21 protein-coding genes are annotated in these 25945 nt (G+C 56.7%); 5 read left to right on the top strand and 16 right to left on the bottom strand.

Going from position 1 to position 25945, the window contains the following annotated elements:
* Nucleotides 1–54 precede the first annotated feature (54 nt).
* From EA20_RS0102835 to trmJ, 3 genes are all read right to left on the bottom strand, one after another.
* A complete protein-coding gene (locus EA20_RS0102835; protein WP_024965390.1) occupies nucleotides 55–1257 on the bottom strand; it encodes an IscS subfamily cysteine desulfurase in 1203 nt (400 codons plus the stop codon).
* 114 nt (nucleotides 1258–1371) lie between these two features.
* Nucleotides 1372–1869 (bottom strand): Fe-S cluster assembly transcriptional regulator IscR, encoded by a 498-nt coding sequence (gene iscR, locus EA20_RS0102840; RefSeq protein WP_024965391.1) that lies wholly within the window; start codon nucleotides 1867–1869, stop codon nucleotides 1372–1374.
* 178 nt (nucleotides 1870–2047) lie between these two features.
* Nucleotides 2048–2773 carry a tRNA (cytosine(32)/uridine(32)-2'-O)-methyltransferase TrmJ gene (trmJ, locus tag EA20_RS0102845; RefSeq protein WP_024965392.1) on the bottom strand — a complete coding sequence of 242 codons (726 nt, stop codon included), beginning with the start codon at nucleotides 2771–2773 and terminating at the stop codon, nucleotides 2048–2050.
* Nucleotides 2774–2891: 118 nt separating this feature from the next.
* Here trmJ and suhB point away from each other — a divergent pair, with 118 nt between their 5' ends.
* Complete coding sequence (gene suhB / locus EA20_RS0102850; protein WP_024965393.1) at nucleotides 2892–3695, top strand: inositol-1-monophosphatase; 804 nt, start codon at nucleotides 2892–2894, stop codon at nucleotides 3693–3695.
* A gap of 41 nt (nucleotides 3696–3736) precedes the next feature.
* Here suhB and EA20_RS0102855 read toward each other — a convergent pair whose 3' ends face one another.
* Both EA20_RS0102855 and EA20_RS0102860 read right to left on the bottom strand, forming a co-directional pair.
* Nucleotides 3737–4741: a nickel/cobalt transporter gene (locus tag EA20_RS0102855; protein WP_024965394.1), complete on the bottom strand. Its 1005-nt coding sequence runs from the start codon at nucleotides 4739–4741 to the stop codon at nucleotides 3737–3739.
* A complete protein-coding gene (locus EA20_RS0102860) occupies nucleotides 4732–5376 on the bottom strand; it encodes a DUF1007 family protein (protein WP_024965395.1) in 645 nt (214 codons plus the stop codon). Before EA20_RS0102860 ends, EA20_RS0102855 begins: the two co-directional genes overlap by 10 nt.
* A gap of 138 nt (nucleotides 5377–5514) precedes the next feature.
* Here EA20_RS0102860 and csiE point away from each other — a divergent pair, with 138 nt between their 5' ends.
* Nucleotides 5515–6783 carry a stationary phase inducible protein CsiE gene (gene csiE / locus EA20_RS0102865; RefSeq protein WP_024965396.1) on the top strand — a complete coding sequence of 423 codons (1269 nt, stop codon included), beginning with the start codon at nucleotides 5515–5517 and terminating at the stop codon, nucleotides 6781–6783.
* Between the two features lie 22 nt (nucleotides 6784–6805).
* Here csiE and EA20_RS0102870 read toward each other — a convergent pair whose 3' ends face one another.
* Both EA20_RS0102870 and glyA read right to left on the bottom strand, forming a co-directional pair.
* Nucleotides 6806–7975: a 3-phenylpropionate MFS transporter gene (locus tag EA20_RS0102870; RefSeq protein ID WP_024965397.1), complete on the bottom strand. Its 1170-nt coding sequence runs from the start codon at nucleotides 7973–7975 to the stop codon at nucleotides 6806–6808.
* A gap of 127 nt (nucleotides 7976–8102) precedes the next feature.
* Complete coding sequence (gene glyA, locus EA20_RS0102875) at nucleotides 8103–9356, bottom strand: serine hydroxymethyltransferase (protein ID WP_024965398.1); 1254 nt, start codon at nucleotides 9354–9356, stop codon at nucleotides 8103–8105.
* Nucleotides 9357–9689: 333 nt separating this feature from the next.
* On the opposite strand from glyA, the gene hmpA reads away from it, so the two are divergent.
* On the top strand, nucleotides 9690–10874 hold the full coding sequence (hmpA, locus tag EA20_RS0102880) for an NO-inducible flavohemoprotein (RefSeq protein WP_024965399.1): 1185 nt from the start codon (nucleotides 9690–9692) through the stop codon (nucleotides 10872–10874).
* Between the two features lie 61 nt (nucleotides 10875–10935).
* Here hmpA and glnB read toward each other — a convergent pair whose 3' ends face one another.
* From glnB to purL, 5 genes are all read right to left on the bottom strand, one after another.
* On the bottom strand, nucleotides 10936–11274 hold the full coding sequence (gene glnB / locus EA20_RS0102885; protein WP_024965400.1) for a nitrogen regulatory protein P-II: 339 nt from the start codon (nucleotides 11272–11274) through the stop codon (nucleotides 10936–10938).
* 139 nt (nucleotides 11275–11413) lie between these two features.
* Nucleotides 11414–12748, bottom strand: a complete 1335-nt coding sequence (gene glrR / locus EA20_RS0102890) for a two-component system response regulator GlrR (RefSeq protein ID WP_024965401.1) — start codon at nucleotides 12746–12748, stop codon at nucleotides 11414–11416.
* The gene (qseG, locus tag EA20_RS0102895) at nucleotides 12745–13485 is read right to left on the bottom strand and encodes a two-component system QseEF-associated lipoprotein QseG (RefSeq protein ID WP_024965402.1); all 741 of its coding nucleotides are present in this window, start codon (nucleotides 13483–13485) and stop codon (nucleotides 12745–12747) included. Before qseG ends, glrR begins: the two co-directional genes overlap by 4 nt.
* Complete coding sequence (locus EA20_RS0102900) at nucleotides 13475–14911, bottom strand: HAMP domain-containing sensor histidine kinase (protein ID WP_024965403.1); 1437 nt, start codon at nucleotides 14909–14911, stop codon at nucleotides 13475–13477. Before EA20_RS0102900 ends, qseG begins: the two co-directional genes overlap by 11 nt.
* Before the next feature lie 829 nt (nucleotides 14912–15740).
* Nucleotides 15741–19631 carry a phosphoribosylformylglycinamidine synthase gene (gene purL, locus EA20_RS0102905; protein ID WP_024965404.1) on the bottom strand — a complete coding sequence of 1297 codons (3891 nt, stop codon included), beginning with the start codon at nucleotides 19629–19631 and terminating at the stop codon, nucleotides 15741–15743.
* 269 nt (nucleotides 19632–19900) lie between these two features.
* Between purL and mltF the strand changes: the two genes are divergently transcribed.
* Nucleotides 19901–21358, top strand: coding sequence for a membrane-bound lytic murein transglycosylase MltF (gene mltF, locus EA20_RS0102910; protein ID WP_024965405.1), 1458 nt, complete (start codon nucleotides 19901–19903; stop codon nucleotides 21356–21358).
* A 29-nt stretch (nucleotides 21359–21387) separates the two neighbouring features.
* On the opposite strand, the gene tadA is transcribed toward mltF, so the two are convergent.
* Genes tadA through murQ form a run of 4 tightly spaced genes read right to left on the bottom strand, consistent with a single transcriptional unit; the run spans nucleotide 21388 to nucleotide 24828 of the window.
* Nucleotides 21388–21894, bottom strand: a complete 507-nt coding sequence (gene tadA / locus EA20_RS0102915) for a tRNA adenosine(34) deaminase TadA (RefSeq protein WP_024965406.1) — start codon at nucleotides 21892–21894, stop codon at nucleotides 21388–21390.
* A gap of 39 nt (nucleotides 21895–21933) precedes the next feature.
* Nucleotides 21934–22572 (bottom strand): phosphatidylglycerophosphatase C, encoded by a 639-nt coding sequence (yfhb, locus tag EA20_RS0102920; protein WP_024965407.1) that lies wholly within the window; start codon nucleotides 22570–22572, stop codon nucleotides 21934–21936.
* 3 nt (nucleotides 22573–22575) lie between these two features.
* Entirely contained in the window at nucleotides 22576–23925 is a 1350-nt protein-coding gene (locus EA20_RS0102925; RefSeq protein WP_024965408.1) for a PTS transporter subunit EIIC, read from the bottom strand.
* A gap of 3 nt (nucleotides 23926–23928) precedes the next feature.
* A complete protein-coding gene (gene murQ, locus EA20_RS0102930; protein WP_024965409.1) occupies nucleotides 23929–24828 on the bottom strand; it encodes an N-acetylmuramic acid 6-phosphate etherase in 900 nt (299 codons plus the stop codon).
* A gap of 195 nt (nucleotides 24829–25023) precedes the next feature.
* On the opposite strand from murQ, the gene EA20_RS0102935 reads away from it, so the two are divergent.
* Entirely contained in the window at nucleotides 25024–25863 is an 840-nt protein-coding gene (locus tag EA20_RS0102935; RefSeq protein WP_024965410.1) for a MurR/RpiR family transcriptional regulator, read from the top strand.
* Nucleotides 25864–25945: the final 82 nt, after the last annotated feature.

The following is a 25945-nucleotide window of genomic DNA, read 5'->3' on the forward strand; positions in this document are numbered from 1 at the left end:
AATTTTCTATTCGGCCCGCGGATAAAACGGCACTTTCTGGCGATGCACAGGGCATTAATGGGCGGGCAGTTCACCCTGGTTCGCCTTGTACTCCGCCCACTGCGGCGAAACTTCACGCAGGCGTCCGAGCGCCTTATGGAGCAGCGCCACGGCGTAATCGATCTCTTCTTCCGTGGTGAAACGCCCCAGCGAAAAACGCACGGAACTGTGGGCCAGCTCATCCGGCAGGCCCAGCGCGCGAAGCACATAGGATGGCTCAAGACTGGCGGAAGTACAGGCGGAGCCAGTTGAGACAGCGAGATCTTTCAGCGCCATAATCAGGGACTCACCATCGACGTGATTAAAGCTGACATTCAGAATAGTCGGTGCACCCTGTTCAAAATCGCCGTTCAGGTAAACCTCTTCCATATCACGGATACCTTCCCAGAAGCGATGTCGCAGCTGGCCCAGGCGGGCCATCTCCTGCGCCATTTCCTCTTTTGCGATGCGGCACGCCTCGCCCATTCCCACGATCTGATGCACGGGTAGCGTTCCCGAACGCATACCGCGCTCATGCCCACCGCCGTGAATCTGTGCGGCGATGCGGATACGCGGTTTACGACGAACATAAAGCGCGCCAATCCCTTTCGGCCCATAGATTTTATGCGCGGAGAAAGACATCAGATCAACAGCAAGATGCGCTACATCGATCGGCAATTTGCCAACGCTCTGGGTGGCATCCACGTGAAACAGGATGCCACGCGCCTGGCAGAGTTCACCGATTGCGGCGATGTCCTGGACCACACCGGTTTCATTATTCACCTGCATGATGGAAACCAGAATAGTGTCGTCACGCAGGGCGGCTTCCAGCATTTGCAAATCGATGATGCCGTTTCGCTGTGGCGCAAGGTAAGTTACCTCGAAGCCCTCTTTCTCAAGCTGCTGACAGGTATCCAGCACCGCTTTGTGCTCGGTCTGGCTGGTGATGATGTGCCTGCCTTTATCCTGACAGATCTGAGCAGCGCCTTTGATGGCCAGGTTGTCGGATTCGGTTGCGCCGGAAGTAAAGACGATCTCGCGGGGGTCGGCACCGATAAGATCGGCCACCTGGTTACGGGCTATATCAACGGCTTCTTCTGCTTGCCAGCCGAAGCGGTGAGAACGGGAAGCCGGATTACCGAAGATGCCATCCTTAGTCAGATACTGCACCATCTTTTCTGCAACGCGAGGATCGGCAGGCGTTGTGGCTGAGTAATCCAGGTAGATCGGTAATTTCATTGCTCTTTATGCTCCGTACATCGTTCTGATACGTCACTCAACGCCTTCAGAACGCCGGCGTGTTATCCGCCGCCTGCTTTAAGCTACAGGCTGGCGGCACGCACCCGGACGCTATCAGGCACGAAGATTGACGTTGATAGTCTCATGCACGCGGCCTGCTGGCGCGCGATTTTTTTCGGTATGATTCTGTCGGTCAGCCACTTCCAGGATATCCTGGTTATTGACCAGTTCGGCGAGCGTAATGTTATTCAGGAAGTCGCTGATGCGCTCGCTAAGATCGCGCCACAGAACGTGGGTCAGACAGCGTTCACCGCCCTGGCACCCTTCTTTACCCTGACACTTGGTGGCGTCAACGGACTCATCGACGGCAGTAATGACCGCGCCAACGGCAATGGCGCTGGACTCTTTTCCTAGCAGATAGCCGCCGCCCGGACCACGAACGCTGGCAACCAGACCGTTTTTACGCAGGCGCGAGAACAGCTGCTCCAGATAGGAGAGAGAGATGCCCTGACGCTCGGAAATATCCGCTAAAGGCACCGGGCCTTCGTGAGAATGCAGCGCAACGTCAAGCATAGCGGTAACGGCATAACGGCCTTTGGATGTCAGTCTCATGGCGTAATCGACCTCAATAGTACCCAGTCAGGGTTTCACAGTAGATGGTCGCAAGTCTGACATTCCTGAGTGATTTGGTCAACTATTTAACCTAGTAAAACACTCAAGTATTTAACCTGGTAAATCACTCAACTATTCCGGCCCCCGTCATGCCGTTTTACCGCCTCTCACCGGCTTACTATTCGCCCTTTGGCTTTTCCAGCGAAGAGAGCATGCCGCGCAGAATATTCAGCTCATCCCGCTCAGGACGCGCCCGGGTATAAAGACGGCGCATCTTGCTCATCACCTGACCCGGATTGCCTTCGCGGATAAACCCGCTGTTGACCATCATCTGTTCCATATGCTGATAAAAGCGCTCAAGATCGTCGACCAGAGGATAAGGCGACTCCGCATAGTCCGGCTGCGCGGTTTCCTGCGACTGCAGATACGCCATGCGGACTTCATAAGCGATAATCTGTACTGCCATCGCCAGATTAAGCGAGCTGTAATCGGGGTTCGCTGCAATCGCCACATGATAGTGGCATTTTTGCAGCTCTTCATTGGTCAGGCCGACGCGCTCGCGACCAAATACCAGCGCTACCGGCGCCTGCTGGCCTTCAGCCACGCTTTTCATGCCACATTCGCGGGGATCGAGCATCGGCCACGGCAGTGAACGGGAGCGGGCACTGGTGCCGACCACCAGGCTACAGCCAGTCAGCGCTTCATCCAGGGTATCCACGATGCGCGCTTCGCCAATCACGTCGCTGGCACCTGCCGCCAGCGCAATGGCCTGGGAATCGGGTTTGACGAGCGGGTTAACGAGATAGAGGTTTGTTAAGCCCATGGTCTTCATCGCGCGGGCGACGGATCCCATGTTGCCGGTGTGAGAGGTTTCCACCAGCACGATACGAATGTTTTGCAGCATAGAAATTCAGGCCTGTGAGATTATTTGACGATGCTAACATATTTTCAGGACATTTGACGATCTCCCTGCTATAATCCGCGCCGTTTTCCCGTTCTTTAACATCCAGTGAGAGATACCGATGCATCCGATGCTCAACATCGCCGTGCGCGCTGCGCGCAAGGCCGGAAATTTAATTGCCAAGAACTATGAAACCCCGGACGCCGTCGAGGCCAGCCAGAAAGGCAGCAACGACTTCGTTACCAATGTTGATCGCGACGCTGAGCGCCTGATTATTGAGGTGATTCGCAAATCTTATCCGCAGCACACTATCATCACCGAAGAAAGCGGTGAGCTGGCCGGTGAAGATAAGGATGTACAATGGGTTATCGATCCACTGGATGGCACCACTAACTTTATCAAACGCCTTCCTCATTTCGCCGTCTCTATCGCCGTACGCATTAAAGGCCGTACCGAAGTGGCGGTGGTTTACGATCCGATGCGTAATGAGCTGTTCACCGCCGTTCGCGGTCAGGGCGCCCAGCTGAACGGTTACCGTCTGCGCGGCGGCACCGCTCGCGACCTCGACGGCACTATTCTGGCGACCGGTTTCCCTTTCAAACTGAAGCAGCACGCCAAACCTTACATGAATATCGTGGGCAAACTGTTCACGCTGTGCGCCGATTTCCGCCGTACCGGCTCTGCCGCGCTGGATCTGGCTTACACCGCGGCAGGCCGCGTGGATGGCTACTTTGAGATTGGCCTTAAGCCGTGGGATTTTGCTGCTGGCGAACTGCTGGTGCGTGAAGCGGGCGGTCTGGTGACGGACTTTGTGGGTGCGCACGGTTATCTCACTTCCGGTAACATCGTCGCCGGTAATCCACGCGTGGTTAAAGCAATGCTGTCCAACATGCGTGAAGAGCTGAGCGAAGCGCTGAAGCGCTAAGTTACCCAGCCAGGCATGCGCCCTGCATGCCTGGCCGTTAATTACCGCAGAAACAGCGGACGAATGCCGCCGGACATCGCCGGTTGCGCACTCAGCCACAGCATCACACCCGCCGCCACCAGTAAAATGCCGCCCGCCAGAGAAAGCGAGGACCAGCCGATTTTTTGCCAGCTCGCTGCAGGCGCATTTCTGCTCAGCTTTACCGCCAGCGCACGCGACACCTGCACCAGCAGCGCCATCGCGGAGACGGTAACCGCCGTGCCAGCGGCCATCGCCATCGCTGAAAAAATACCCCAGCCGTAAACGCCGATAACCTTTGAAAACAGCAGCATCATAATCGCGCCCGAGCAGGGACGCATTCCCATAGAGAGCACAACCATCGCCTGAGTTCTAAGGCTGACGGCCTTATCCAGCATAGCCGCATCCGGTACGTGCTGATGCCCGCAGCCGCACGCTGCATGATGGTGATGATCGGCAGGAACAATTCTGCGGAATACCGGTGCGGCAGGCGCGGCAAGCGTACGCCTTATCCTGCCGGCAGCCCGCCAGCAGAGCCAGACACCCAGTCCGGCGACCAGCAGATAACTCCCCTTCTCCAGCCAGTAGCTGCTGAGATGAAGCTGGCGCGAGGAAAGTTTCAGCATCACCAGCATCACCGTGACCAGCGCAATGGCGACGCCCCCCTGAAGCAGCGAGGCAGCCAGGGTTAAGCGGAGGCTGGTTCTGACTTTGGTCGGGTGCGTCGCCAGAAAGGTGGTTATCACGACTTTGCCGTGCCCCGGCCCCAGCGCATGCAGCACGCCATAGAGCAGGCTGAACCCCATCAGCGTCACGCCTGCCTGATGAGGATGAACAGCCACCTGCTGCAGCAGCGCCGTCATTTCCTGATGAAGGGATTTTTGCCACAGCACGCTTTGCAGCAGGATCTGCGGCCAGTAGTGCCAGGCGAGAAACCCGGCCAGCGCAAAAACCGCCGCCAGCACGGCAAGCGGCCAGACGTGCAGCCAGCGGCGCCCCTTTCGGGCTGGCATCGCGCTTACTGACATTGCAGCGTCACCGTCTGGGCAAATTGCTGACCAAGTGCAAGATCCTCCGCAGGCGAATCAGCTTTATCCAGCGACAGCGCGTAGGCCTGCAGGGAGGCGTCCGGCGTAGGCGTTTTTAAGGTAAAAGCGCACCGGTCAGCCAGTTCAGCGGGAATGTGCAGTGATTTTTCAGAGACGTAGGACATATCCACAAAGTAGGTCGGATCAAAGGTTGAAAAAACGTAACGCTGCCCCGTTAACGGCTGAGGTTCACCCAGCGGTAATATAAAATCGAGTACGGCGCGATGCCCCTGCCGGGAAAGCTGATAGAACGGCGGAAGGTTGCCGAACTTCACCTTTTTACCCTCGTGCCAGAATTCGCTAAAGTAGTGCTGCCCCAGCACATTCGCCATCACCTCCGCCGCCAGTTTTTTCCAGGTTTCAGAATCGGGTTTAGACTCGCCGGCATCATAAAGCAGGTCGGCTGAGGTAATTTCATCCATCACCCAGTGCATTTTCAAACCGGTGATCCGATCGTCTTTATGCACGAGCGTCGCCTGCATATCGATGAAGCTGTGCGGATGAGCCCAGGCAAAAGAGGTGAACAGCACCACCAACAGCAGCGCCACCTTAACAGACACGTTATAATGTAACAATTACAATTCCTTTCTCTTTTCGCACCAAAATTTTGTGACCCACCTTTAAAGCTATAAAAAAAACTGGCCTTCAACGCTTCGTCAGGGAACCGGCGGGCTATTCTTACCCTTGTCACTTTTTTACCGGGATTACAGTCGATGAGTTCACCCTCACCTGAACCTTCTGTTTTCACCAGTTCACAGCGTCACTGTCACCTGCTTTTACTGCTCTATATTCCGGAAGCCGTGGTCACACTCGATACCCTTTGCCAGCTTAACAGGGTGAGTCATGCGATTGCCCGGCAAGATATAGCGGAGGTAAGCTCAGAAATCCAGCGCTATCACCGGCTTCGTCTTATTCAGGATGCAGAAGATAGCTACCGGATCGACGGCGCAGAACTGGATCAACGCCTCTGCCTGCTCCACTGGCTGCGCCGGTCGCTGCGCCTTTCCCCCGACTTTGTACAGAACCAGTTTGCCAGCGCCGTTAAGCAACAACTGAAGACGTTACAGATAGAAAAAGCGCTTTTCGACGAGCGCAACCTCGCGGCGCTGGTTCAGCACTGCAGCCATCAGCTTAATCGCTCTTACAGCGGCAGAGACTGCCAGTTTTTGCAGCTTTTTATGCAATATTCTTTATGCCGCCAGGTCTGTACTGATTTCACTGAATCCCAGTGCCAGTGGCTGATCGCCAGAGCGGAACATCGGGTAGCCGAAGAAGTCATCCGTCACTGGCAGAAACGCAGCAAAATGCCGCCGGCACCCAGCGAAGTCTATCTTCTATCCTTACTGTTCAGCCAGATATATACCCCCACCACCGCCAGCGTGACCCACCAGCATGAGCAGGCGTTACTGGAGGCGGTCAGAGAGCTGACGGCAAACTTTCAGCGCCTTTCCGGTATGCACTTCAGTAATGAGGAAGCGATATGCGGGCAGTTATATACCCATCTGGCGCAGGCGCTGGAGCGGAGCCTGTTTGGTATCGGTATCGATAATACGCTGACCGATGAGGTCGCCCGGCTCTATCCGCGGCTGCTGCGCACGACCCAGGCCGCCATTGCCGGTTTTGAGCAACGTTATCGTCTGCACTTTTCACAGGAAGAGATGGGGTTGATTGCCATTATTTTTGGCGCCTGGCTGATGCAGGAGAGTGCGCTACAGGAAAAACAGGTGCTGCTGCTGACCAGCAACGATCCTGCGCTGGAACAGCAAGTTGAACAGCAACTGCGGGAACTGACGCTGCTGCCGCTCAATATTAAATATCTGCACGTCAGTGAATATCAGGTGAACGGCGCCCCTGAGGGCATTGCCCTGGTGATAACCCCTTACGCCACGCCCTTGCCGCTCTATTCCCCTCCGCTGATCCATGCGGAACTGCCGTTGCAGACGCACCAGCAGCAGCGCATCCGTGCGCTGCTGGAGTCTTAGCGGAAGGCGACGTCAGTCGCTTTCACTCGACGCTGTCTGTTACGCGGTTCTGCGCAGCAACCGGTCGCGGGCGCAGAAACAGGGCCGGCACCACCAGAAGTGCCATTACCCAGAAGACATTGCCCTGCAGATGCTGGAACAGCACGCCACACACTATCGTCATCAGTGCAATGCCGCCTCCCATTGCCAGCGCGGAATAGATGGATTGCAGACGGATAACTTCTGCGCCTTTCCTCGCCGCAATAAACCGCATGGCCGCCAGATGGCAAACGGTGAAACTGCCGCAGTGAAGGATTTGCGCCACAATCAGCCAGGGCAAGGCGGTGGTTGAACCGAGCAGGCTCCAGCGCAGGATAGCGCAGACGCCTGAGAGCAATAACAGATCGCGCGCGCTCCAGCGTCTGAATAAGCGGTTACTGGCGGCAAAGACGATAATCTCGGCCACCACGCCAAGCGACCAGAGGTAGCCCACTACGCTGGCGGAATACCCCGCCTCCTGCCAGTAAATGGCGCTGAAGCCGTAATAGGCAGCATGTGCGCCCTGCATCAGCGTTACACAGAGTAAAAAACGCCAGACGGCGTTCTCCTGCAGCAGCTGTTTCCACTGCGACCAGCCCGCCTTATCGCTCTGCTTTGCACTGCCTTCAGGCATCACAGCGGGACGCAGCAGCATACCCGCCAGCATCGCCGCCACGCCGAGGCAAAGCATCCACAATATGGCCTGAAAAGAGTAGGCACTCACCAGTACACCCGTCAGCGCGGAGCTGATCACAAAAGCCAGCGATCCCCACAGCCTGACCGGTCCGTAGGGCATGCCAATCTGATTTTGCCATGTCGCTGCCAGTGCATCGCTGAGCGGCACTAACGGTGAGAAGAAAAGATTGAAGCCAATCATCACCAGCAGCAGCCATATCCAGAAGGTGGAGAGCCAGAAGCCAAGGACAAAAAGCAGTGAGAGCAGCGCCAGCAGGCGAAGTGCGATAACGAGTTGGGAAGGACGGGTCACGCGGGAGGCAATAAGCAGGCTACCGGCAAAGCGGGCAATCATACCGCAGCCCAGCAGCAGACCTATCTTTTCCGGCTCAAGGCCAGCGCCCTTCAGCCAGACGGCCCAGAAAGGCAGCCAGACGCCATAGGCGAAAAAGTAGGTAAAGTAGCCCAGGCCGAGCCAGTATGCAGAACGAATAACCATGATCCCTCCGACAAAGTGTGCCGTACTTTCTCAGAGGATGGGGTTAAGATCAATTAACGGGACGCATTCGTCCCGTTAATCTTTTCCCGTACCGCTTTCCACCGCGATGAAGCGCGGCTATTTCGCCTTAAGCGTAGACAGGGTAGCGGGCGCAGATTTCCAGCACCTGCTTCTTAACGCGCTCCTGCGTGCTTTCGTCGCCAATGCTGTCCAGGATGTCGCAGATCCAGCCAGCCAGCTCACGCACTTCCGCTTCTTTGAAGCCGCGGCGGGTAACGGCTGGCGTACCGATGCGAATACCGGAGGTAACAAACGGGCTTTTCGGATCGTCAGGGACGCTGTTTTTATTCACGGTAATGTTGGCACGGCCCAGCGCAGCGTCAGCTTCTTTACCGGTCAGGTTTTTGTCAACGAGATCGATTAAGAACAGGTGGTTATGGGTGCCACCGGAGACGATTTTATAGCCACGCTCCAGGATCACTTCGACCATCGCCTTAGCATTTTTCGCCACCTGCTGCTGGTAGATCTTGAACTCAGGCTCCATCGCTTCTTTCAGCGCCACCGCTTTACCGGCAATGACGTGCATCAGCGGGCCGCCCTGGCCGCCAGGGAAGACCGCAGAGTTCAGCTTTTTGTAGAGCTCTTCATCGCCACCCTGTGCCAGGATCAGGCCGCCACGCGGCCCGGCCAGCGTTTTATGCGTGGTGGTAGTCACGATATGCGCATGGGGAACCGGGTTAGGGTAAACGCCTGCGGCAATCAGGCCAGCGACGTGCGCCATGTCGACGAACAGGTAAGCGCCGATGCTGTCGGCGATTTCACGCATTTTCGCCCAGTCGCAGATACCGGAGTAGGCTGAGAAGCCGCCGATAATCATTTTCGGCTTATGTTTCTGAGCCTGTGCTGCCAGATCGTCGTAATCGATCTGGCCGGTTGCGTCGATGCCATAAGGCACCACGTTGTAAAGCTTACCGGAAAGGTTGACCGGCGAACCGTGCGTCAGGTGACCACCGTGGGCAAGGTTCATCCCCAGAATGGTATCGCCCGGCTGCAGCAGCGCGGTATAAACGGCGAAGTTCGCCTGTGAGCCTGAATGAGGCTGGACGTTAGCATAATCGGCACCGAACAGCGCTTTTGCCCGGTCAATCGCCAGCTGCTCAACAATATCCACATATTCGCAGCCGCCATAGTAGCGCTTGCCGGGATAGCCTTCCGCATACTTGTTGGTCAGCTGAGATCCCTGTGCCTGCATGACACGCGGACTGGTATAGTTTTCAGAAGCAATCAGTTCAATATGCTCTTCCTGACGTACTTTTTCCTGTTCCATTGCCTGCCACAACTCGGCATCATAATCAGCAATATTCATATCACGCTTTAACATCCGCATCTCCTGACTCAGCTAACTTCTATCGGCATTGAACGGCCCGCTTGGGCGAAGACCCACAGTGTAAACTGTTTTACCCGCCGGGGGATAGCCACAACGCGCGCTTTTTACGCAAACGATTGGCTTGTGACGCAGCAAGGGTTTATTCCCTTTTTAACATGCATTATTTACCGGGTATTTTTTCATCACCAGCCTGTCGATCCTTCATGTTAACGCGCACGATACAGCAAAATATTCCCCTGCTGGAAAAAGGTGTATTTACAAAACCGGGCTGAAAATTATAAGATGCATTTAAAATGCAACTTATAACATTCCTTGCAGGAGCCACCTATGCTTGACGCCCAGACTATTGCTACCGTAAAAGCCACCATCCCTGCCCTGCTGGCAACCGGCCCGCGCCTGACCGCCCACTTTTATGACCGGATGTTTGCCCATAATCCCGAGCTGAAAGAGATTTTCAATATGAGCAATCAGCGCAACGGCAACCAGCGCGAGGCGCTGTTTAACGCCATTTGCGCCTATGCGGGAAACATCGAGAATTTACCGGCGCTGCTGCCTGCGGTTGAAAAAATTGCCCAGAAGCACACCAGCTTCGCGATTCAGCCGGCGCAGTATCAGATTGTCGGGACGCACCTGCTGGCAACCCTTGATGAGCTATTGAGTCCGGGTCAGGAAGTGCTTGATGCGTGGGGAAAAGCGTATGGCGTGCTGGCCGGCGTATTTATTCAGCGGGAAGAGCAGCTTTATCAGGAAGCGGAGAATAAGGTGGGCGGCTGGCGGAAGCCCAGAGCTTTCCGCATTGCAGAAATCACTACGGAAAGTGAGATCATCAAAAGTTTTCTGCTGACGCCAACGGATGGAAAGCCGGTAGCGGATTACCAGCCAGGCCAGTATCTCGGCGTCTGGGTACAGCATAAAAGCTTCGCCAATCAGGAAATTCGTCAGTACTCACTGACCCGCGCACCCAACGGCCGTGATTACCGTATTGCTGTGCGCCATGAGCCAGGCGGCACTGTCTCCGGCTGGCTGCATCAGCACGCCCGTCAGGGTGATGAGCTCCTGCTGGCGGCCCCGGCGGGTGATTTCTTCCTGCAGGTTCCTGCCGAAACGCCGGTCACGCTGATTTCTGCGGGCGTCGGGCAGACGCCGATGCTGGCTATGCTTGACGTGCTGGCGGCTCAGGCACACCCTTCCGCCGTTCAGTGGTTTCATGCGGCGGATAACGGTCAGCGCCACGCCTTCCGTGATGAAGTGGCGCTATCCGGCAGCAAGCTGGCGGCGTTTTCACAGCATATCTGGTATAACCGGCCGCTGCCGCAGGATGAGGGGCATTATGACAGCGCCGGCCTGATGAATTTAGCGCCGCTGGAAAGTCAGCTGAGCGACCCTGCCATGCAGTATTATCTCTGCGGGCCGGTCGCCTTTATGCAATATGTCGCAAAGCAGCTTACTGGACTGGGCATTGATAACGCGCGCATTCATTACGAGGTATTCGGACCACACAAAGTGCTCTGATCGCGCAAAAACGCCATCGCCGTCCAGAACAGACGGCGATGTGGCTGGCGGGAAGGCGGACTCAGATCGCCTCTTCGTCTTCCTCGCCGGTACGGATCCGCACGACCCGCGCCACGTCGAAAACGAAAATTTTACCATCGCCGATTTTGCCGGTCTGCGCGGTGCGCATAATGGTATCCACGCAGGTATCCACAATATCGTCGGAAATGACGATCTCAATTTTTACCTTAGGCAGAAAATCCACCATATATTCCGCGCCGCGGTACAGCTCCGTGTGACCTTTCTGACGGCCAAAACCTTTCACTTCGGTAACGGTCATGCCTGTGATGCCGACTTCCGCCAGCGCTTCACGCACGTCATCAAGTTTGAATGGTTTGATAATTGCATCAATCTTTTTCATGTCAGACCCTTTTCTTTCCCCCCTTGTGGAGGGTAATCCTGCGTTCAGTATAAGTGCAGCGGACAGGTCACGCCGCGCGGCCCGTCTCTTTTTCAGGTTGCTACGCTATCATATCCCGGCGGCGAAGCGGCACTGAAAATTACGCTTTGAAATCTGAGGCATCGAGTTCATGGCGGGAAAGCAGCTTATAGAACTCGGTCCGGTTACGTCCGGCCAGCCGTGCCGCATGCGTCACATTGCCATTGGTCATCTGCAGCAGTTTACGTAAATAATTCAGTTCAAACTGATTCCGCGCTTCGGCAAAAGTGGGCAGTACGCTGTTTTCACCTGCCAGCGCCTGCTCCACCAGCGCTTCGCTTATCACCGGCGCGGAGGTGAGCGCCACGCACTGCTCAATGACGTTAACCAGTTGCCGTACGTTGCCCGGCCAGCTCGCCGCCATCAGACGATTCATCGCATCGGTGGAAAAGCGCCGGACAAACGGCTTATGACGTTCCGCTGACTGCTTCAGCAAATGGTTTGCCAGCAGCGGAATATCCTCGGCGCGCTGCTGCAGCGTGGGAATTTTAAGATTCACCACATTAAGCCGGTAGAAAAGATCTTCGCGAAACGCCTGCTTTTCCATCGCTTCAGGCAGATCCCGATGGGTGGCCGAAATAATCCTGACGTTGATCTCCCGATCGTGGTTGCTGCCCAGCGGACGCACCTTGCGTTCCTGCAGGACCCTCAGCAGTTTTACCTGGAGCGCCGGCGGCATATCGCCGATTTCATCCAGAAAAAGCGTTCCGCCCTCCGCCGCCTGAAACAGCCCTTCACGGCTGCTGACCGCGCCGGTAAAGGCGCCTCTGGCATGACCAAACAGCTCCGACTCAAGCAACTGTTCCGGAAGCGCACCGCAGTTGATGGCGATAAAAGGTTTGGCGGCGCGCGGGCTGGCAGCATGGATCGCCTGCGCCAGGATCTCTTTACCGGTGCCGCTCTGGCCGTTAATCAGTACGCTGACGTCTGATTGTGCCACCATCCGCGCCTGTTCCAGCAGACGAAGCATGAGCGGGTTGCGGGTAACGATGCTTTCACGCCAGGCATCATCACTGACCGGCGCACGGTGGGCCAGCGCCTGATCGATCGCGTTGTAAAGCGCGTCCCGGTCAACGGGCTTGGTCAGGAAGCTGAAAACGCCCTGCTGCGTGGCCCAGACGGCATCCGGGATAGAGCCATGCGCGGTCAGGATGATGACGGGCATGCCCGGCTGCTGCTGCTGGATCTCGCTAAACAGCGCCATCCCGTCCATTTCATCCATACGCAGATCGCTTATCACCAGATCCACTTTCTCTCTGAGCAGCGTTTTCAGCGCTTCCGGACCGCTTGCCGCCGTCAGCACGCTGAATCCCTCGCTGGTGAGCCGCATTCCCAGCAGTTTAAGCAGGCTGGGATCGTCATCCACCAGCAGCAGGCTGGCTGATTTTTTTATCATGGCTGGCTCTCCGCTGTTGTGGTCGTGGAGCCTGACGACGCCGCTTCAGGTTGTTCGTCGTGGTTTTCCGTATGGCTGTTATCAGCCCCCTCCGGCGAGCGTCGTGAAGAGAGCTGGCGCTCAATATCGGTCAGCGTTTCCAGCTTGCGCCGCGTGACGCTCAGCGCCTCTTTCTGCGCAACGATCTCCCGGCGAAGCAGATCAAGCTCGGTGTCGCTGCTCTGCTGGAGCTGATAATAACGCATGCGTTCAGCAGAAAGCTGAAGCTGTCCGGCCTGGCCGTCACGCCAGAGCTGAATCAGCGGCCTGACCGGCAGCGGATAATCGCGGCTGAAAAATGCCAGCTGCTGCATATAGTGCCGCCGTTCAACCGGCGTGACGTTGCCGTTTGCCAGCAAAATGCCCCGTTTGAAGGCGTTCTGCCAGTTTGTGGCTTGCCAGTGGCGCGCTTCAGCCCGCGCGCCGGCGGCGGAGAGCCGGCCTGCGCAGTCGACCGCCCTTAGCCAGTAGAGGGCATTATGGCTCGCTTTCTCCTCCGGTTGATCCCAGATCAGGGAACAGTCAACCTGCTGAAAATCGACCACTTTAGCTTCAGGCTCCCCAGGCGGCGTTAATGCCGTGCTGACGGCGGAGCCCGGGGTTTGAGGCGTACAGGCTGCAAGCAGTGCGGCAGCGAAAAACAGCGCCGCGGTGTGGCATACGCCAGGTTTTACGGCAGTAAAGGCATCAGTTCTCATTATTTTTCCCGGCTGTCAGCGTGAGTTCGATCCGAAAACAGACGACCGTCCCTTCACTTTGAACCAGCTGTAAATCGCCTTTCAGGCGTTGAATGCAGTCTCTGGCGATGCTGAGTCCCAGCCCGCTCCCTTTCACAGCGCCCCTGCGCTGCTGGCTGCCCTGGTAAAAAGGCTCGAATATCATCGTCTGCTCGGTGGCAGGCACGGGCGTTCCGGTGTTTTCAACTTCAATAATCGCCCTGTTTCCATGACGGCGACTGCGGATCCAGATGGTACCGGATTCGCTGCCGTAGTGTAGGGCGTTCGAGTAAAGATTGTCGATGGCACGCGCCAGAAGCATCGGTTCCGCGAGACAATTTTTTTCAGCCAGTAACACCTCGGTCTGCATCAATTTGGCGCGAGCGGTCAGACTGTGACTGCTGACAATTCTTTCGACCAGGGGTGCCAGCGCGACCGGCACCAGCGTCACTGGCGCATCAGAAAGCTCACGGTTGTAATCAAGCAGTTGCTCGATTAGCCGTTGCAGGTGGCAGCTGCTGTCATCAAGGATAGCGACCACCTCGCGCTGATCGGCGGTAAGCGGTCCGGCGACTTCGTCAGCCAGTAACGCCGTGCCTTCGCGCATGCTGGCAAGCGGCGTTTTCAGCTCATGGGAGATGTGGCGCAGAAACTCGTGGCGCTGTGATTCCAGCCAGGCCAGGCGCTCGCTAAGCCAGAGAATACTCTGCCCGAGCGAGCGTAGTTCCCTTGGCCCTCTGGCAGCCAGATTGTGGCTGAGCCGCTTCCCTTCCCCCAGACGGTTGATCATCCGTTCAACGGCCTTTACCGGGCCGATAATCATCCTGGTAAACAGCAGCACCAGCCCCACGCTTATCAGAAAGAGAATTAACGCCTGCCAACTGAAATACTGACCACGCTCGGCGATTTCCCGCTGAAGCTGTAGCCCACGCGAGAAGGCCACCTCCCGCGTCGACTGAATAAGCTGGCCATTGGCGGTAGAAAACGTTTCAAGCGCCTGCGAGGCCACGCTGATGGGGCTGCTGTTAATGCAGTTGAGTTTAGTGAGAGTGCCCAGCGACTGGCGTAACTGCTGATAAACCTTCACATCCGGCAATACGGAAGCGTGCTCTTCCAGCATCTGCGCATACCGGGTTCGCTGCGTCTGATAGAGATTGGCCAGCATAGGATCATCCAGCACGCAATATTGCCGGTAGCTGCGCTCCAGCTCCAGCGCGGTGCGGGCCATCGCCTCGCTACGCCGGACATCGGTCAGCGTCGTACGGTTGGTATCTGCCGCCCTGCCGCTGAGCGCCGACAGGCTCTCCCATGCCTGCCATGCCAGCACCAGCAGCGGCAACAGAACCAGCAGAAAAGCTATCAGCACCAGCTGACGCAGGGATCGCGGGAATAAACGCCATTTTTTCACGGGAGAGTCTCATTTTGCGCTGTATGCTGATGCTAGCTGAGTGGCGCGCGGGAAGAAAGGGCTGAACAGAAACGGAAAATGGCAGATTCAGAGAATCTGCCATTCCGGACAGGCTGCGCGATGCAACCTGCAAAATAGGTGGTGCCTAACTCAACGTTGCGTCCGGTGTCTGATAAAGCCACTACGTGGGCAGTTATCGGTTAGGTGGACGGCAGGCACCGTATTGTGCGTCATTCGATGTGTTATGAAGCGCTTGTCCGCTTGCGCAGGGCTGTCATAGCTGAGTGAATGAGCCACTGACAGGATTATAGCAAACCGCGTGCCAACTATGAAAATAAAATATAAGCCATTGATGTGAAATGTTTTTAAAATAAGAGAAGGCTTTTATTGTCGCATGCGGAACCGCGTCGGCCGGGATACTGTCTCCTTAAGGCAACACATGCAGACCGCAATAATTAAAAATATTAAAATCAGCGAGTTAAGTGTCGCCTTTTAGAGACAGTTAAAGGATTGATTTGTCGGGGACAGGCAACAGTCAGCTTCATAGTAAAAAAGCAGCCCTGAGGCTGATAAACTGATAGCGAAGGTAACAGATACTGAAGTAGAGCGTACCGCGCATTTCATGGCGCAGGATGAGCTGCCGGGAATGAGAGTTTTTGCGTCTTAATGAACGATTTTTGTACCTGGAGCAAACCCTTAGTTAATAGTCATAAGCAGCCTTAAAGGCTGCTTATGAGAGTCAGTCTGCTTATGTACAAGCACTGGCGCGGTTCATCTGCACTACGGCACAGATGCTCGCTGCGCCGTCTGCAAACAGATCGTTGCCGGTTCAGCCCAGTTGCTTACGGGCGTTGCGGAACAGACGCATCCATGGGCTGTCCTCGCCCCACTCCTGCGGATGCCACGAGTTACTGACCGTACGGAACACACGCTCCGGGTGCGGCATCATAATCGTCACGCGTCCGCTCTCATTGGTGACGGCGGTAATGCCGTTTGGTGAGCCGTTCGGATTGGCGGGATAGTGCTGCGTGACCTTGCCGAAGTTATCGACGTAGCGCAGCGCCACCAGTCCTTTGCTTTCCAGCGTCGCCAGGTGGGTAGCGTCACGGACTTCGACAAACCCTTCCCCGTGAGAGACGGCGATCGGCATCCGCGAACCCTGCATCCCGTCCAGCATCAGAGAAGGGCTGCCCGCGATTTCCACCAGGCTGAAGCGGGCCTCGAAACGCTCTGACTGATTACGGACAAAGCGCGGCCAGGCGTCGCTTCCCGGGATCAGCTCACGCAGGTTTGACATCATCTGGCAGCCGTTACAGACGCCCAGCGCCAGCGTCTGCGGACGGTGGAAGAAGGTTTCAAACTCATCGCGCACGCGGCTGTTAAACAGAATTGATTTGGCCCATCCCTCGCCAGCCCCCAGCACGTCGCCATAGGAGAAGCCGCCACAGGCCACCAGCGTCTGAAATTCCTCCAGTCCGCGACGTCCTGACAGCAGATCGCTCATATGCACATCCACCGCATCAAATCCGGCACGGTGAAACGCCGCTGCCATCTCAACATGTGAATTAACGCCCTGCTCGCGCAGTACGGCCACTTTGGGCCGTGCGCCGGTGGCAATAAACGGCGCGGCAATATCTTCTTCCGGTTTAAAGGACAGCGCCACGTTCAGGCCAGGATCGGCATCGTTTTTCTTCGCTTCATGTTCCTGGTCGGCGCAGGCCGGGTTATCACGCAGGCGCTGCATTTGCCAGGTGGTTTCCGCCCACCAGGTACGCAGCGTGGTGCGGCTTTCGCTGTAAACCGTTGAGTCACCGGAGGTAATGGTAAAGCGATCGCCATGCTGTGCGCAGCCAAGAAAATGTACACAGTCGGCGAGGCCGTTAGCCGCGAATACCTGCTCTGCTTCGTCACGATCGGTCGCCGCAATCTGAATAACGGCGCCCAGTTCTTCATTGAACAGCGCGGCGAGCGGATCGCTGCCAAGGGAGGCGATATCCGCCTCGATCCCACAGTGACCGGCGAAGGCCATTTCCGCCAGCGTAACCAGCAAACCGCCATCGGAACGGTCGTGGTAGGCCAGCAGCTTGCCGTCGGCCACCAGCGTCTGCATCGCGCTAAAGAAGCCCGCCAGTTGCGCCACATCACGCACATCTGCGGGTTTGTCGCCAAGCTGACGGTAAACCTGGGAGAGCGCTGTTGCGCCGAGCGCATTAACACCTTTCCCCAAATCGATCAGCAGCAGCGCATTATCTTGCTGCGGCTTCAGCTCTGGCGTCACGGTGCGGCGCACATCTTCCACACGGGCAAAAGCGGTGATCACCAGCGACAGCGGCGAGGTCATCTCACGCTGTTCGGCTCCCTGCTGCCAGCGGGTTTTCATCGACATCGAATCTTTGCCGACCGGAATGGTGATGCCCAGCGCCGGACAGAGTTCTTCCCCCACCGCCTTCACCGCTTCATAAAGTCCGGCATCTTCTCCCGGATGGCCTGCGGCAGCCATCCAGTTAGCGGAAAGCTTGATCCGTTTGAGCGAGCCAATCTGCGTGGCGGCGATGTTCGTCAGCGCCTCTCCCACCGCCAGACGACCAGAGGCGGCAAAATCGAGCAGGGCGACCGGCGCACGTTCACCCAGCGACATCGCCTCGCCGTAATAGCTGTCCAGGCTGGCGGTGGTTACGGCGCAGTCAGCGACCGGGATCTGCCAGGGACCGACCATCTGATCGCGGGCCACCATGCCAGTTACCGAGCGGTCACCGATGGTGATCAGGAAGGTTTTTTCCGCAACGGCTGGCAGATGGAGTACGCGATTAACGGCCTCAGCGATCGTTATTTCATCACGATGAAGCGCCTCACCTTTTGCTTTCAGCGTGCTGACATCGCGGGTCATTTTGGGCGTTTTGCCCAGCAGCACATCAAGCGGCATATCGATCGGTTTGTTGTCGAAGTGGCTGTCGGTCAGCGTCAGATGCAGCTCTTCCGTCGCTTCACCAATCACCGCATAAGGCGCGCGCTCGCGTTTGCACAGGGCGTCAAACTGGGCCAGTTTGTCAGGTGAAACGGCCAGCACGTAACGTTCCTGGGATTCATTACACCATATCTCCAGCGGGCTCATGCCAGGCTCATCGCTGAGAATGTCACGCAGGTTGAAGCGGCCGCCCCGGTTGCCGTCGCTGACCAGCTCAGGCATCGCATTGGAGAGGCCGCCTGCGCCCACATCATGAATAAAGAGGATGGGGTTTGCTTCACCCAGCTGCCAGCAGCGATCGATCACTTCCTGACAGCGCCGCTCCATTTCCGGGTTGTCGCGCTGCACGGAAGCGAAATCGAGATCGGCATCAGACTGACCTGACGCCATGGAAGAAGCCGCACCGCCGCCAAGGCCGATATTCATCGCCGGGCCGCCGAGCACAATCAGCTTAGCGCCAGGGGTAATTTCGCCTTTCTGTACGTGGTCGGCCCGGATATTGCCCAGTCCACCTGCCAGCATCACCGGCTTGTGATAGCCGCGCAACTCCACGCCATTATGGCTGTTTACCTGCTCTTCATAAGTGCGGAAATAGCCCGTCAGCGCGGGTCGTCCAAATTCATTGTTAAAGGCGGCCCCGCCCAGCGGGCCTTCGGTCATGATATCAAGCGCCGTCACGATGCGGTCCGGCTTGCCGAAATCTTCTTCCCAGGGCTGTTCAAAGCCCGGAATACGCAAGTTAGAGACGGAAAAGCCCACCAGGCCAGCCTTGGGTTTGGCGCCGCGCCCCGTTGCGCCCTCATCGCGGATCTCACCGCCGGAACCGGTCGCCGCGCCCGGCCATGGCGAGATCGCTGTTGGATGGTTATGGGTTTCCACCTTCATCAGGATATGCGCTTCTTCCTGATGGAACTCATACTGGCCCTGCGCTGCGTCAGCGTAAAAACGACCTACCTGTGAACCTTCCATTACCGCCGCATTATCTTTATAGGCAGAAAGGACGTAATCCGGCGTTTTCTCGAAGGTGTTTTTGATCATTTTGAACAGCGACTTAGGCTGCTCTTTACCGTCGATGATCCAGTCGGCGTTGAAAATTTTGTGACGGCAATGCTCAGAGTTTGCCTGGGCAAACATATAGAGTTCAATGTCGTTTGGATTGCGCCCGAGCTTCTCAAACGCCGCCTGTAAATAGTCGATTTCATCATCAGCGAGCGCCAGGCCAAGCTTGCGGTTCGCCGTCACTAACGCCTCTCGCCCTTCCCCCAGCAGATCCACGCTTTGCAGCGGCGCGGGCTGATGATGGGCAAACAGTTGCGCTGCCTGAGCGAGATCGGTCAGCACAACTTCCACCATCCGGTCATGCAGCAGAGCTGCGAGTGCTGACCACTGCGTTTCCGTCAATTGCGGAGCCTTCACATAAAAAGCCAGACCGCGCTCAAGCCGTTTAACCTGCGGCAGATCGCAATTATGCGCAATGTCAGTGGCCTTGGATGACCAGGGCGAGAGCGTACCTGGACGCGGCGTTACCAGCAGCAGACGCCCTTCCGGCGTATGTTCGGCAAGCGAGGGACCATATTTCAGCAGACGCTGCAGGCGGGCTTTTTCCGCGTCGGATAAGGGCGCGCTGACTTCGGCAAAATGGACGTACTCAGCGTAAATGTCACTCACCGGCAGGTGAGCGTTCTGAAAGCGGGCCAGCAGTTTGGTAACACGAAATGCCGACAGAGCGGGCGAACCACGCAGAATTTCCATCATCAAAGATCTCTCGTCTTCGAAGCGCCGGGCGACGCTTCTTTGGGCGCAACAGGGGAAGCGGCGGTATTATAGAGAATCCCCACCGGTTACGAAACCGTTTGCGCAGAAATTATCGGGCAGCGGAATTGGCTTAAAATCGCACAATTCAACATGAATTCAGTTGCACAGGGGGCATGAGTTGCGCAAAATGCCCCACGCTCAGGATCCAATACAGACCACAAATACTGCCGTTACAGACAGAAACCTGAGAGCAATCGAGAGATAACTATTTGAAACGCCTAAAATTTAATTATCTGTTCATCGGGCTCATTACCGTGTTGCTCTCGCTGGCGCTATGGCCCGCGATCCCATGGTATGGCGGGTCGCAGGATCAGCTGGAACAGATAAAGTCGCGGGGAGTTTTGCGCATCAGCACGCTCAATTCATCGCTGACTTACACCACAGTCAATCAAGCGCCGGCCGGTATGGATTACGAGCTGGCGAAGCGTTTTGCCGATTATCTGGGCGTCAAACTGGAAGTGACCGTCCGTCAGAACCTCAGCGAGCTGTTTGACGATCTTGAAGATGACAGGGCTGATGTGCTGGCGGCGGGTTTGCTTTACAGCGGTGACCGCCTCTCACGTTTTCGCACTGGTCCTACGTATTACTCCGTTTCTCAGCAACTCGTCTACCGGATGGGCAAGCCGCGCCCGAAGAGTCTGGGCGATCTGAATGGACGACTGACGGTGGCCTCTGACTCCGCCTATCTTTCCACATTGCGTAGCATAAAACAGAACCAGTATCCCGATCTCGACTGGGCGATTTCCACCGATCAGAGCCCTAATGCCCTGCTGGAAGCGGTAGTCGAAGGCAAGCTCGACTACACGGTCGGCGACTCCCTGTCGATTGCCCTGCTTCAACGCATTCATCCGCAGCTGGCCGTGGCTTTCGACATCACCGATGAAGAGCCGGTGACCTGGTATATGCGACGCAGTGAGGACGACAGTCTGCACGCCGCCCTGCTTGATTATTTCAATCAGATGGGCGAAGAAGGCACGCTGGCGCGGCTGGAGGAGAAATATCTCGGCCATGTGGGAACCTTCGATTATGTCGATACCCGCACCTTTTTGCGCGCCATCGACAGCACGTTACCCCGCATACGCCCGCTGTTCGAAAAATATGCCAGTGAAATTGACTGGCGTTTGCTGGCCGCTATTTCTTACCAGGAATCGCACTGGAACCCGCAGGCGACCTCCCCTACTGGCGTTCGCGGGATGATGATGCTGACGCGCAACACCGCCGAAAGCCTGAATGTCAGCGATCGTACCGATCCGGAACAAAGCATTCGCGGCGGCAGCGAATATCTGGTGCGGATGATGGAAAAAGTGCCGGCTACCGTCCCGGAAGATGAGCGTATCTGGTTTGCGCTGGCCGCCTACAATATGGGCTATGCGCATATGCTTGATGCGCGCGCGCTGACGGCCAAACAGAAAGGGAATCCTGACAGCTGGGCTGACGTTAAACAGCGGCTGCCGATGCTCAGCCAGAAGCGCTACTACAGTAAAACCCGCTATGGTTATGCGCGAGGCCACGAAGCCTATAACTATGTGGAAAACATCCGTATTTACCAGCTGAGCCTGGTCGGCTATCTGCAGGATCAGGAGCGTAAGCTGGCCCAGCAGTCCGCCCTTGAAGCGGCGCTGGGTGAGGGGTATCCCGTGGTTGAGCCAGAAGTCGCCCTGAACTGATGTCAGGGTGAGACGCGCCTGAAGGCGCGTTAGTCTGAGGCTGCCTGGCGCTGCTTATCCCGCAGCGCCTTTTTCTGCGCGCGCCGGTAGCGAAAGAAATCGCTGAGCATGGCCGCGCACTCCTTCGCCAGTACGCCCTGATCAATGACCACCTGGTGATTCATGCCGGGATGCCCCAGTACGTCAAGCAGCGAACCTGCAGCGCCGGTTTTTTCATCTTTCGCGCCAAAGACCAGCCGGTTTATCCGGCCATGTACCATCGCGCCTGCACACATGACGCAGGGTTCCAGCGTGACGTAAAGCGTGGTGTCCAGCAGCCGGTAATTTTCAAGCACCTTACCGCCCTGCCGCAGCGCCATGATTTCCGCATGCGCCGTAGGATCGTGATGGCCGATAGGACGGTTCCATCCTTCACCGATCGCGCGGTCACCCTGTACCAGTACCGCGCCAACGGGAACTTCACCTTCTTCCCAGGCCCTGCGGGCCAGGGCCAGCGCGTGGCGCATCCAGAATTCATCAATAGGGGTCGTGCTCACCTGAGTCTCCAGCAAAAAAACGCGGGGCAGTATACCCGTTTACTCAAGCTGTTGCAGATCCCCCTGCGGCGTTACCCGCCAGCGATGCTGGCAGAAAAAGAGCAGTGGATTGTCCTGCTTGCTGTCGCTGTAGCCGCTGTAAAGCTGCAGCGGCGTGCCGATTTGCTCCTCAAGCCGCGCCACCTTTTCATGCCCGAGGCAGCGCACCGCCAGCACGCGGCCACCGAATCCCCGTTTCATCTGGCTGGCGATCAGTTTCACCCGCGGCAGAAAGGCAGAATCAAAGTAGACCTGCTCCACCAGCGGCTGCGGTGAACCGGTGATCAGCCAGACGTCGGCATCGGAGCTGTTGAGATATTCCGTCAGCCGCTGCTGCACGACCGGGAAAGCGGTCACCCGCTCGCGGAACCAGCTGGCGAAAGCCGCCTCGCGCGCTCTCAGTCTCGCCTCGCTATGGCCAAAGGTAATCGACCAGAGCAGCAGACTCATCGGCCAGCGCGCAGCGCGCCCTTTTATCAATAGCCCGGCGCCCACGATCGGCAGGACCGGCAGCACCAGAAGCAGGTTCAGCGGCTGGCGCCAGAGAAGATAGCGCATAAAAGTGCCGAACATATCCTGCTGATGCAGCGTGCCGTCCAGATCGAAAAACACCACGCGACGTTCCATACCAATAGTCAAACATTACTCCTCGGGATCGTTAAAGCCCATAAACCAGGCAAACAGAAAACCACAGATTACGGCCGTCAGCCAACCGGCCAGATAAAGCATAACCTTACCAGAGATGATAGTGAGCGCCAGTGGCAGACCTGAAATACCAAAGGTAATCACCGTTGCCACCTTGGCTGAGCTGACGACCGCGCCTCCTACAGCACCACCAAGACAGGCGGCGATAAACGGTTTACCCAGCGGCAATGTCACGCCAAAGATCAGCGGTTCGCCAACGCCCAGAATCCCTACCGGCAACGCGCCCTTCACCAGTTTTTTTAACCGGGCATTGCGGGTTTTCAGCAATACCGCAAGAGAAGCCCCAACCTGCCCCACCCCGGCCATCGCCAGAATCGGCAGTAGCGCATTAACGCCGTGCGCCTGCACCAACTCAACATGGATCGGCACCATTCCCTGATGCAATCCGGTCAACACCAGCGGCAGGAAGGTGCCCGCCAGTACCGCCCCTACCGCCATTCCGCCGCGATCGATAGCCAGGGTTGCGCCGTGGGCAATCGCATCGGAGATCACGCCGCCCAGCGGTTGCAGCGCGATAATGGCGACTGTAGCAGTTATCAGTGTAGTCAGAAGCGGGTTAAGGATCAGCTCAACGGCGTCAGGAAGCCATTCACGCAGCCTTTTTTCAATCCAGCACATCATTACCACCACAAGCAGTACGGCGATCACGCCGCCCCTGCCCGGCTGTAAAGGTTCGCCAAAGAGCGTGATTTGCGCCAGCGCCGGGCTGGAGAGAATACCCGCCATCACGCCGCCCAGCGCGGTGGAGCCGCCAAACACTTTGGCTGTATTCACACCGACCAGAATATTCATAATAGTAAATATCGCGCTGCCGAAGATGGCCGCAAGCCCAAGCGCATCAGGATATTGGCTGGCAAAATCGCCGACGATATCGGGCCGCCTGAGGATATTGATAATGCCCGTAATCAGGCCCGAAGCGATAAATGCAGGAATAAGGGGGATAAAGACGTTCGCCAGTTGACGAAGCGCGTCGCTCATTGGCGCTTTATATTTTTTCGTGGTGGCGGCTTTGGTCGCACTGATATCCGCTGTGGGCTGCTCCGCCATCAGGCTGCGCATGGCATCGACCACTTTTGCCGAGGCGCCGGGCCCGACAATAAACTGGTGCTGCCCGCCCTGCCTGACGTAGCCTTTTACCCCCTCAAGCGCACGCATTTTTTCGATATCCAGCAGGCTTTCATCATTCACTTCCACCCGCACGCGGGTCATACAATTTTCCAGCCTCTGGATATTGCCCGCTCCGCCGATCCCTGCCAGCAACGCTTCCGCCAGACGTTTCGCGTTCATGGTTTATCCTCTGTCTTCAAGCGCTGCCCGCAGAAACCCATTATGTTTTTCCAGCCGGCTTTGCGCCTGGGGTGCCGTGATACCGCTCAATATCATCAGGATGGCGGGTTTAACCGCGTAGTCCGTCTGGCTCAGGGCGGCTTCCGCCTCTTCTGCCGCGCAGCCGGTCGCCTGACAGACCATCCGGCAGGCGCGGTCAACCAGCTTCACATTAGTAGCCTGCATATCTACCATCAGGTTCTGGTAAACCTTACCGATTTTCACCATCGCGCCGGTGGAGATCATATTGAGCACCAGCTTTTGCGCGGTGCCGGATTTAAGCCGTGTTGAGCCGGTCAAAGCTTCCGGCCCCACGACTGGGGAAATGGCAATCTCCGCCTCATGGGCGACAGGAGAATCCGGGTTACAGGAGATGGCGGCAGTGCGACAGCCTGTCTGGCGGGCAAAGCGCAGCGCGCCAATAACATAGGGAGTGCGTCCTGATGCTGCCAGCCCTACCACCATATCGCGGCTTGTCAGCTTGAGTGCCTGCAAATCGCTGACGCCAAGATCTTCATCATCCTCCGCCCCTTCGACCGCCTTAAGCAGCGCCCCTGGCCCGCCCGCAATAATTCCCACCACAAGCCCATGCGGCACGCCAAAAGTGGGAGGACATTCTGAGGCATCCAGCACGCCCAGTCGGCCACTGGTGCCTGCGCCCATATAAATCAGCCTTCCGCCCTGTGATAAAGATAACGCTGCCGCATCGACGGCTTTGGCAACCGCTGGCAGCGTCATGCGTACTGCTTCCGCCACGGTAGCGTCCTGTTCATTGAATTTGGTCACCATTTCAAGCGTACTCAGGCTGTCCAGATCCAGGGTGTCTTTATTACGTGTTTCAGAAATCAGAGAACCAAGCTGCATATTTTCGCCTTTTGAATAAATAATTCTTATAAATGTCATTAAAGGGAATATTATATTCCTTTAGGCCACCGAAATAACCGACTTTCATCATGGAATGTGATTAATGCGGCGTTAAGCTTACGGCTGCTGCGCCAGCACGCTATTATCAGTCCTGATTATTCAGGATGTTGGATCAAGAATGGGAGAATGTGCCTGATGAGCTCACTGTTACGTATCCGCCAGCTTTACCCACGTCTGGCTTTAAACGAGCGGAGGCTGGCTGATTTTTTGCTGTCACAGCCGGATCGCGCGCGTCACCTGAGTTCACAAAAGCTTGCTGAAGAGTCGGGCGTCAGCCAGTCGAGCGTGGTGAAATTTGCCCAGAAGCTGGGCTATAAAGGTTTTCCGGCCCTGAAACTGGCCCTCAGTGAATCACTGGCGGAGAGAGATGCGATTACCGTGCACAATCTGATCCTTAGCGATGATCCGTTGAAAATGGTGGGTGAAAAGCTGCTGACGGAGAAACAGTCCGCGATCCGGGCCACGCTGGATATCAACAGCGAAGAAATGCTGATGGAAACCCTGCGGCTGCTCAGAACCGCTAACCGCATCGTGCTGGTGGGGATCGGCGCGTCAGGCCTGGTGGCGAAAGATTTTTCCTGGAAATTGATGAAGATTGGCATGAGCGCGGTCGCCGAGCAGGATATGCATGCGTTGCTGGCCAGCGTACAGGCGTTAAGCGTGGGAGACCTGCTGTTAGCAATCTCCTATACCGGCGAGCGACGGGAGATTAACCTTGCCGCTCAGGAGGCACAGCGGGCCGGTGCCAGCGTACTGGCTTTTACCGGCTTTACGCCGAATACGCTACAGCAGTGTGCCACCCACTGCCTCTACACGGTGGCGGAAGAGCAGACTACCCGTAGCGCTGCGATCTCCTCCACAACCGCACAGTTTACGCTCACAGATCTGCTTTTTATGGCGCTGGTACAACATGATCCGGAACGAGCCTCCACCCACATCCGGCACAGTGAAGCGTTGGTAAAAAAACTGGTGTAGGTTTTCGCAGGTTGAGCATTTGAATGCGTGCTTCGGGAATATAATAACGGCAGTGAATACCACGTTTTCGCCGCTCAGTTTT

The organism is Pantoea sp. IMH, from assembly GCF_000599885.1.
GTDB lineage: Bacteria > Pseudomonadota > Gammaproteobacteria > Enterobacterales > Enterobacteriaceae > Erwinia.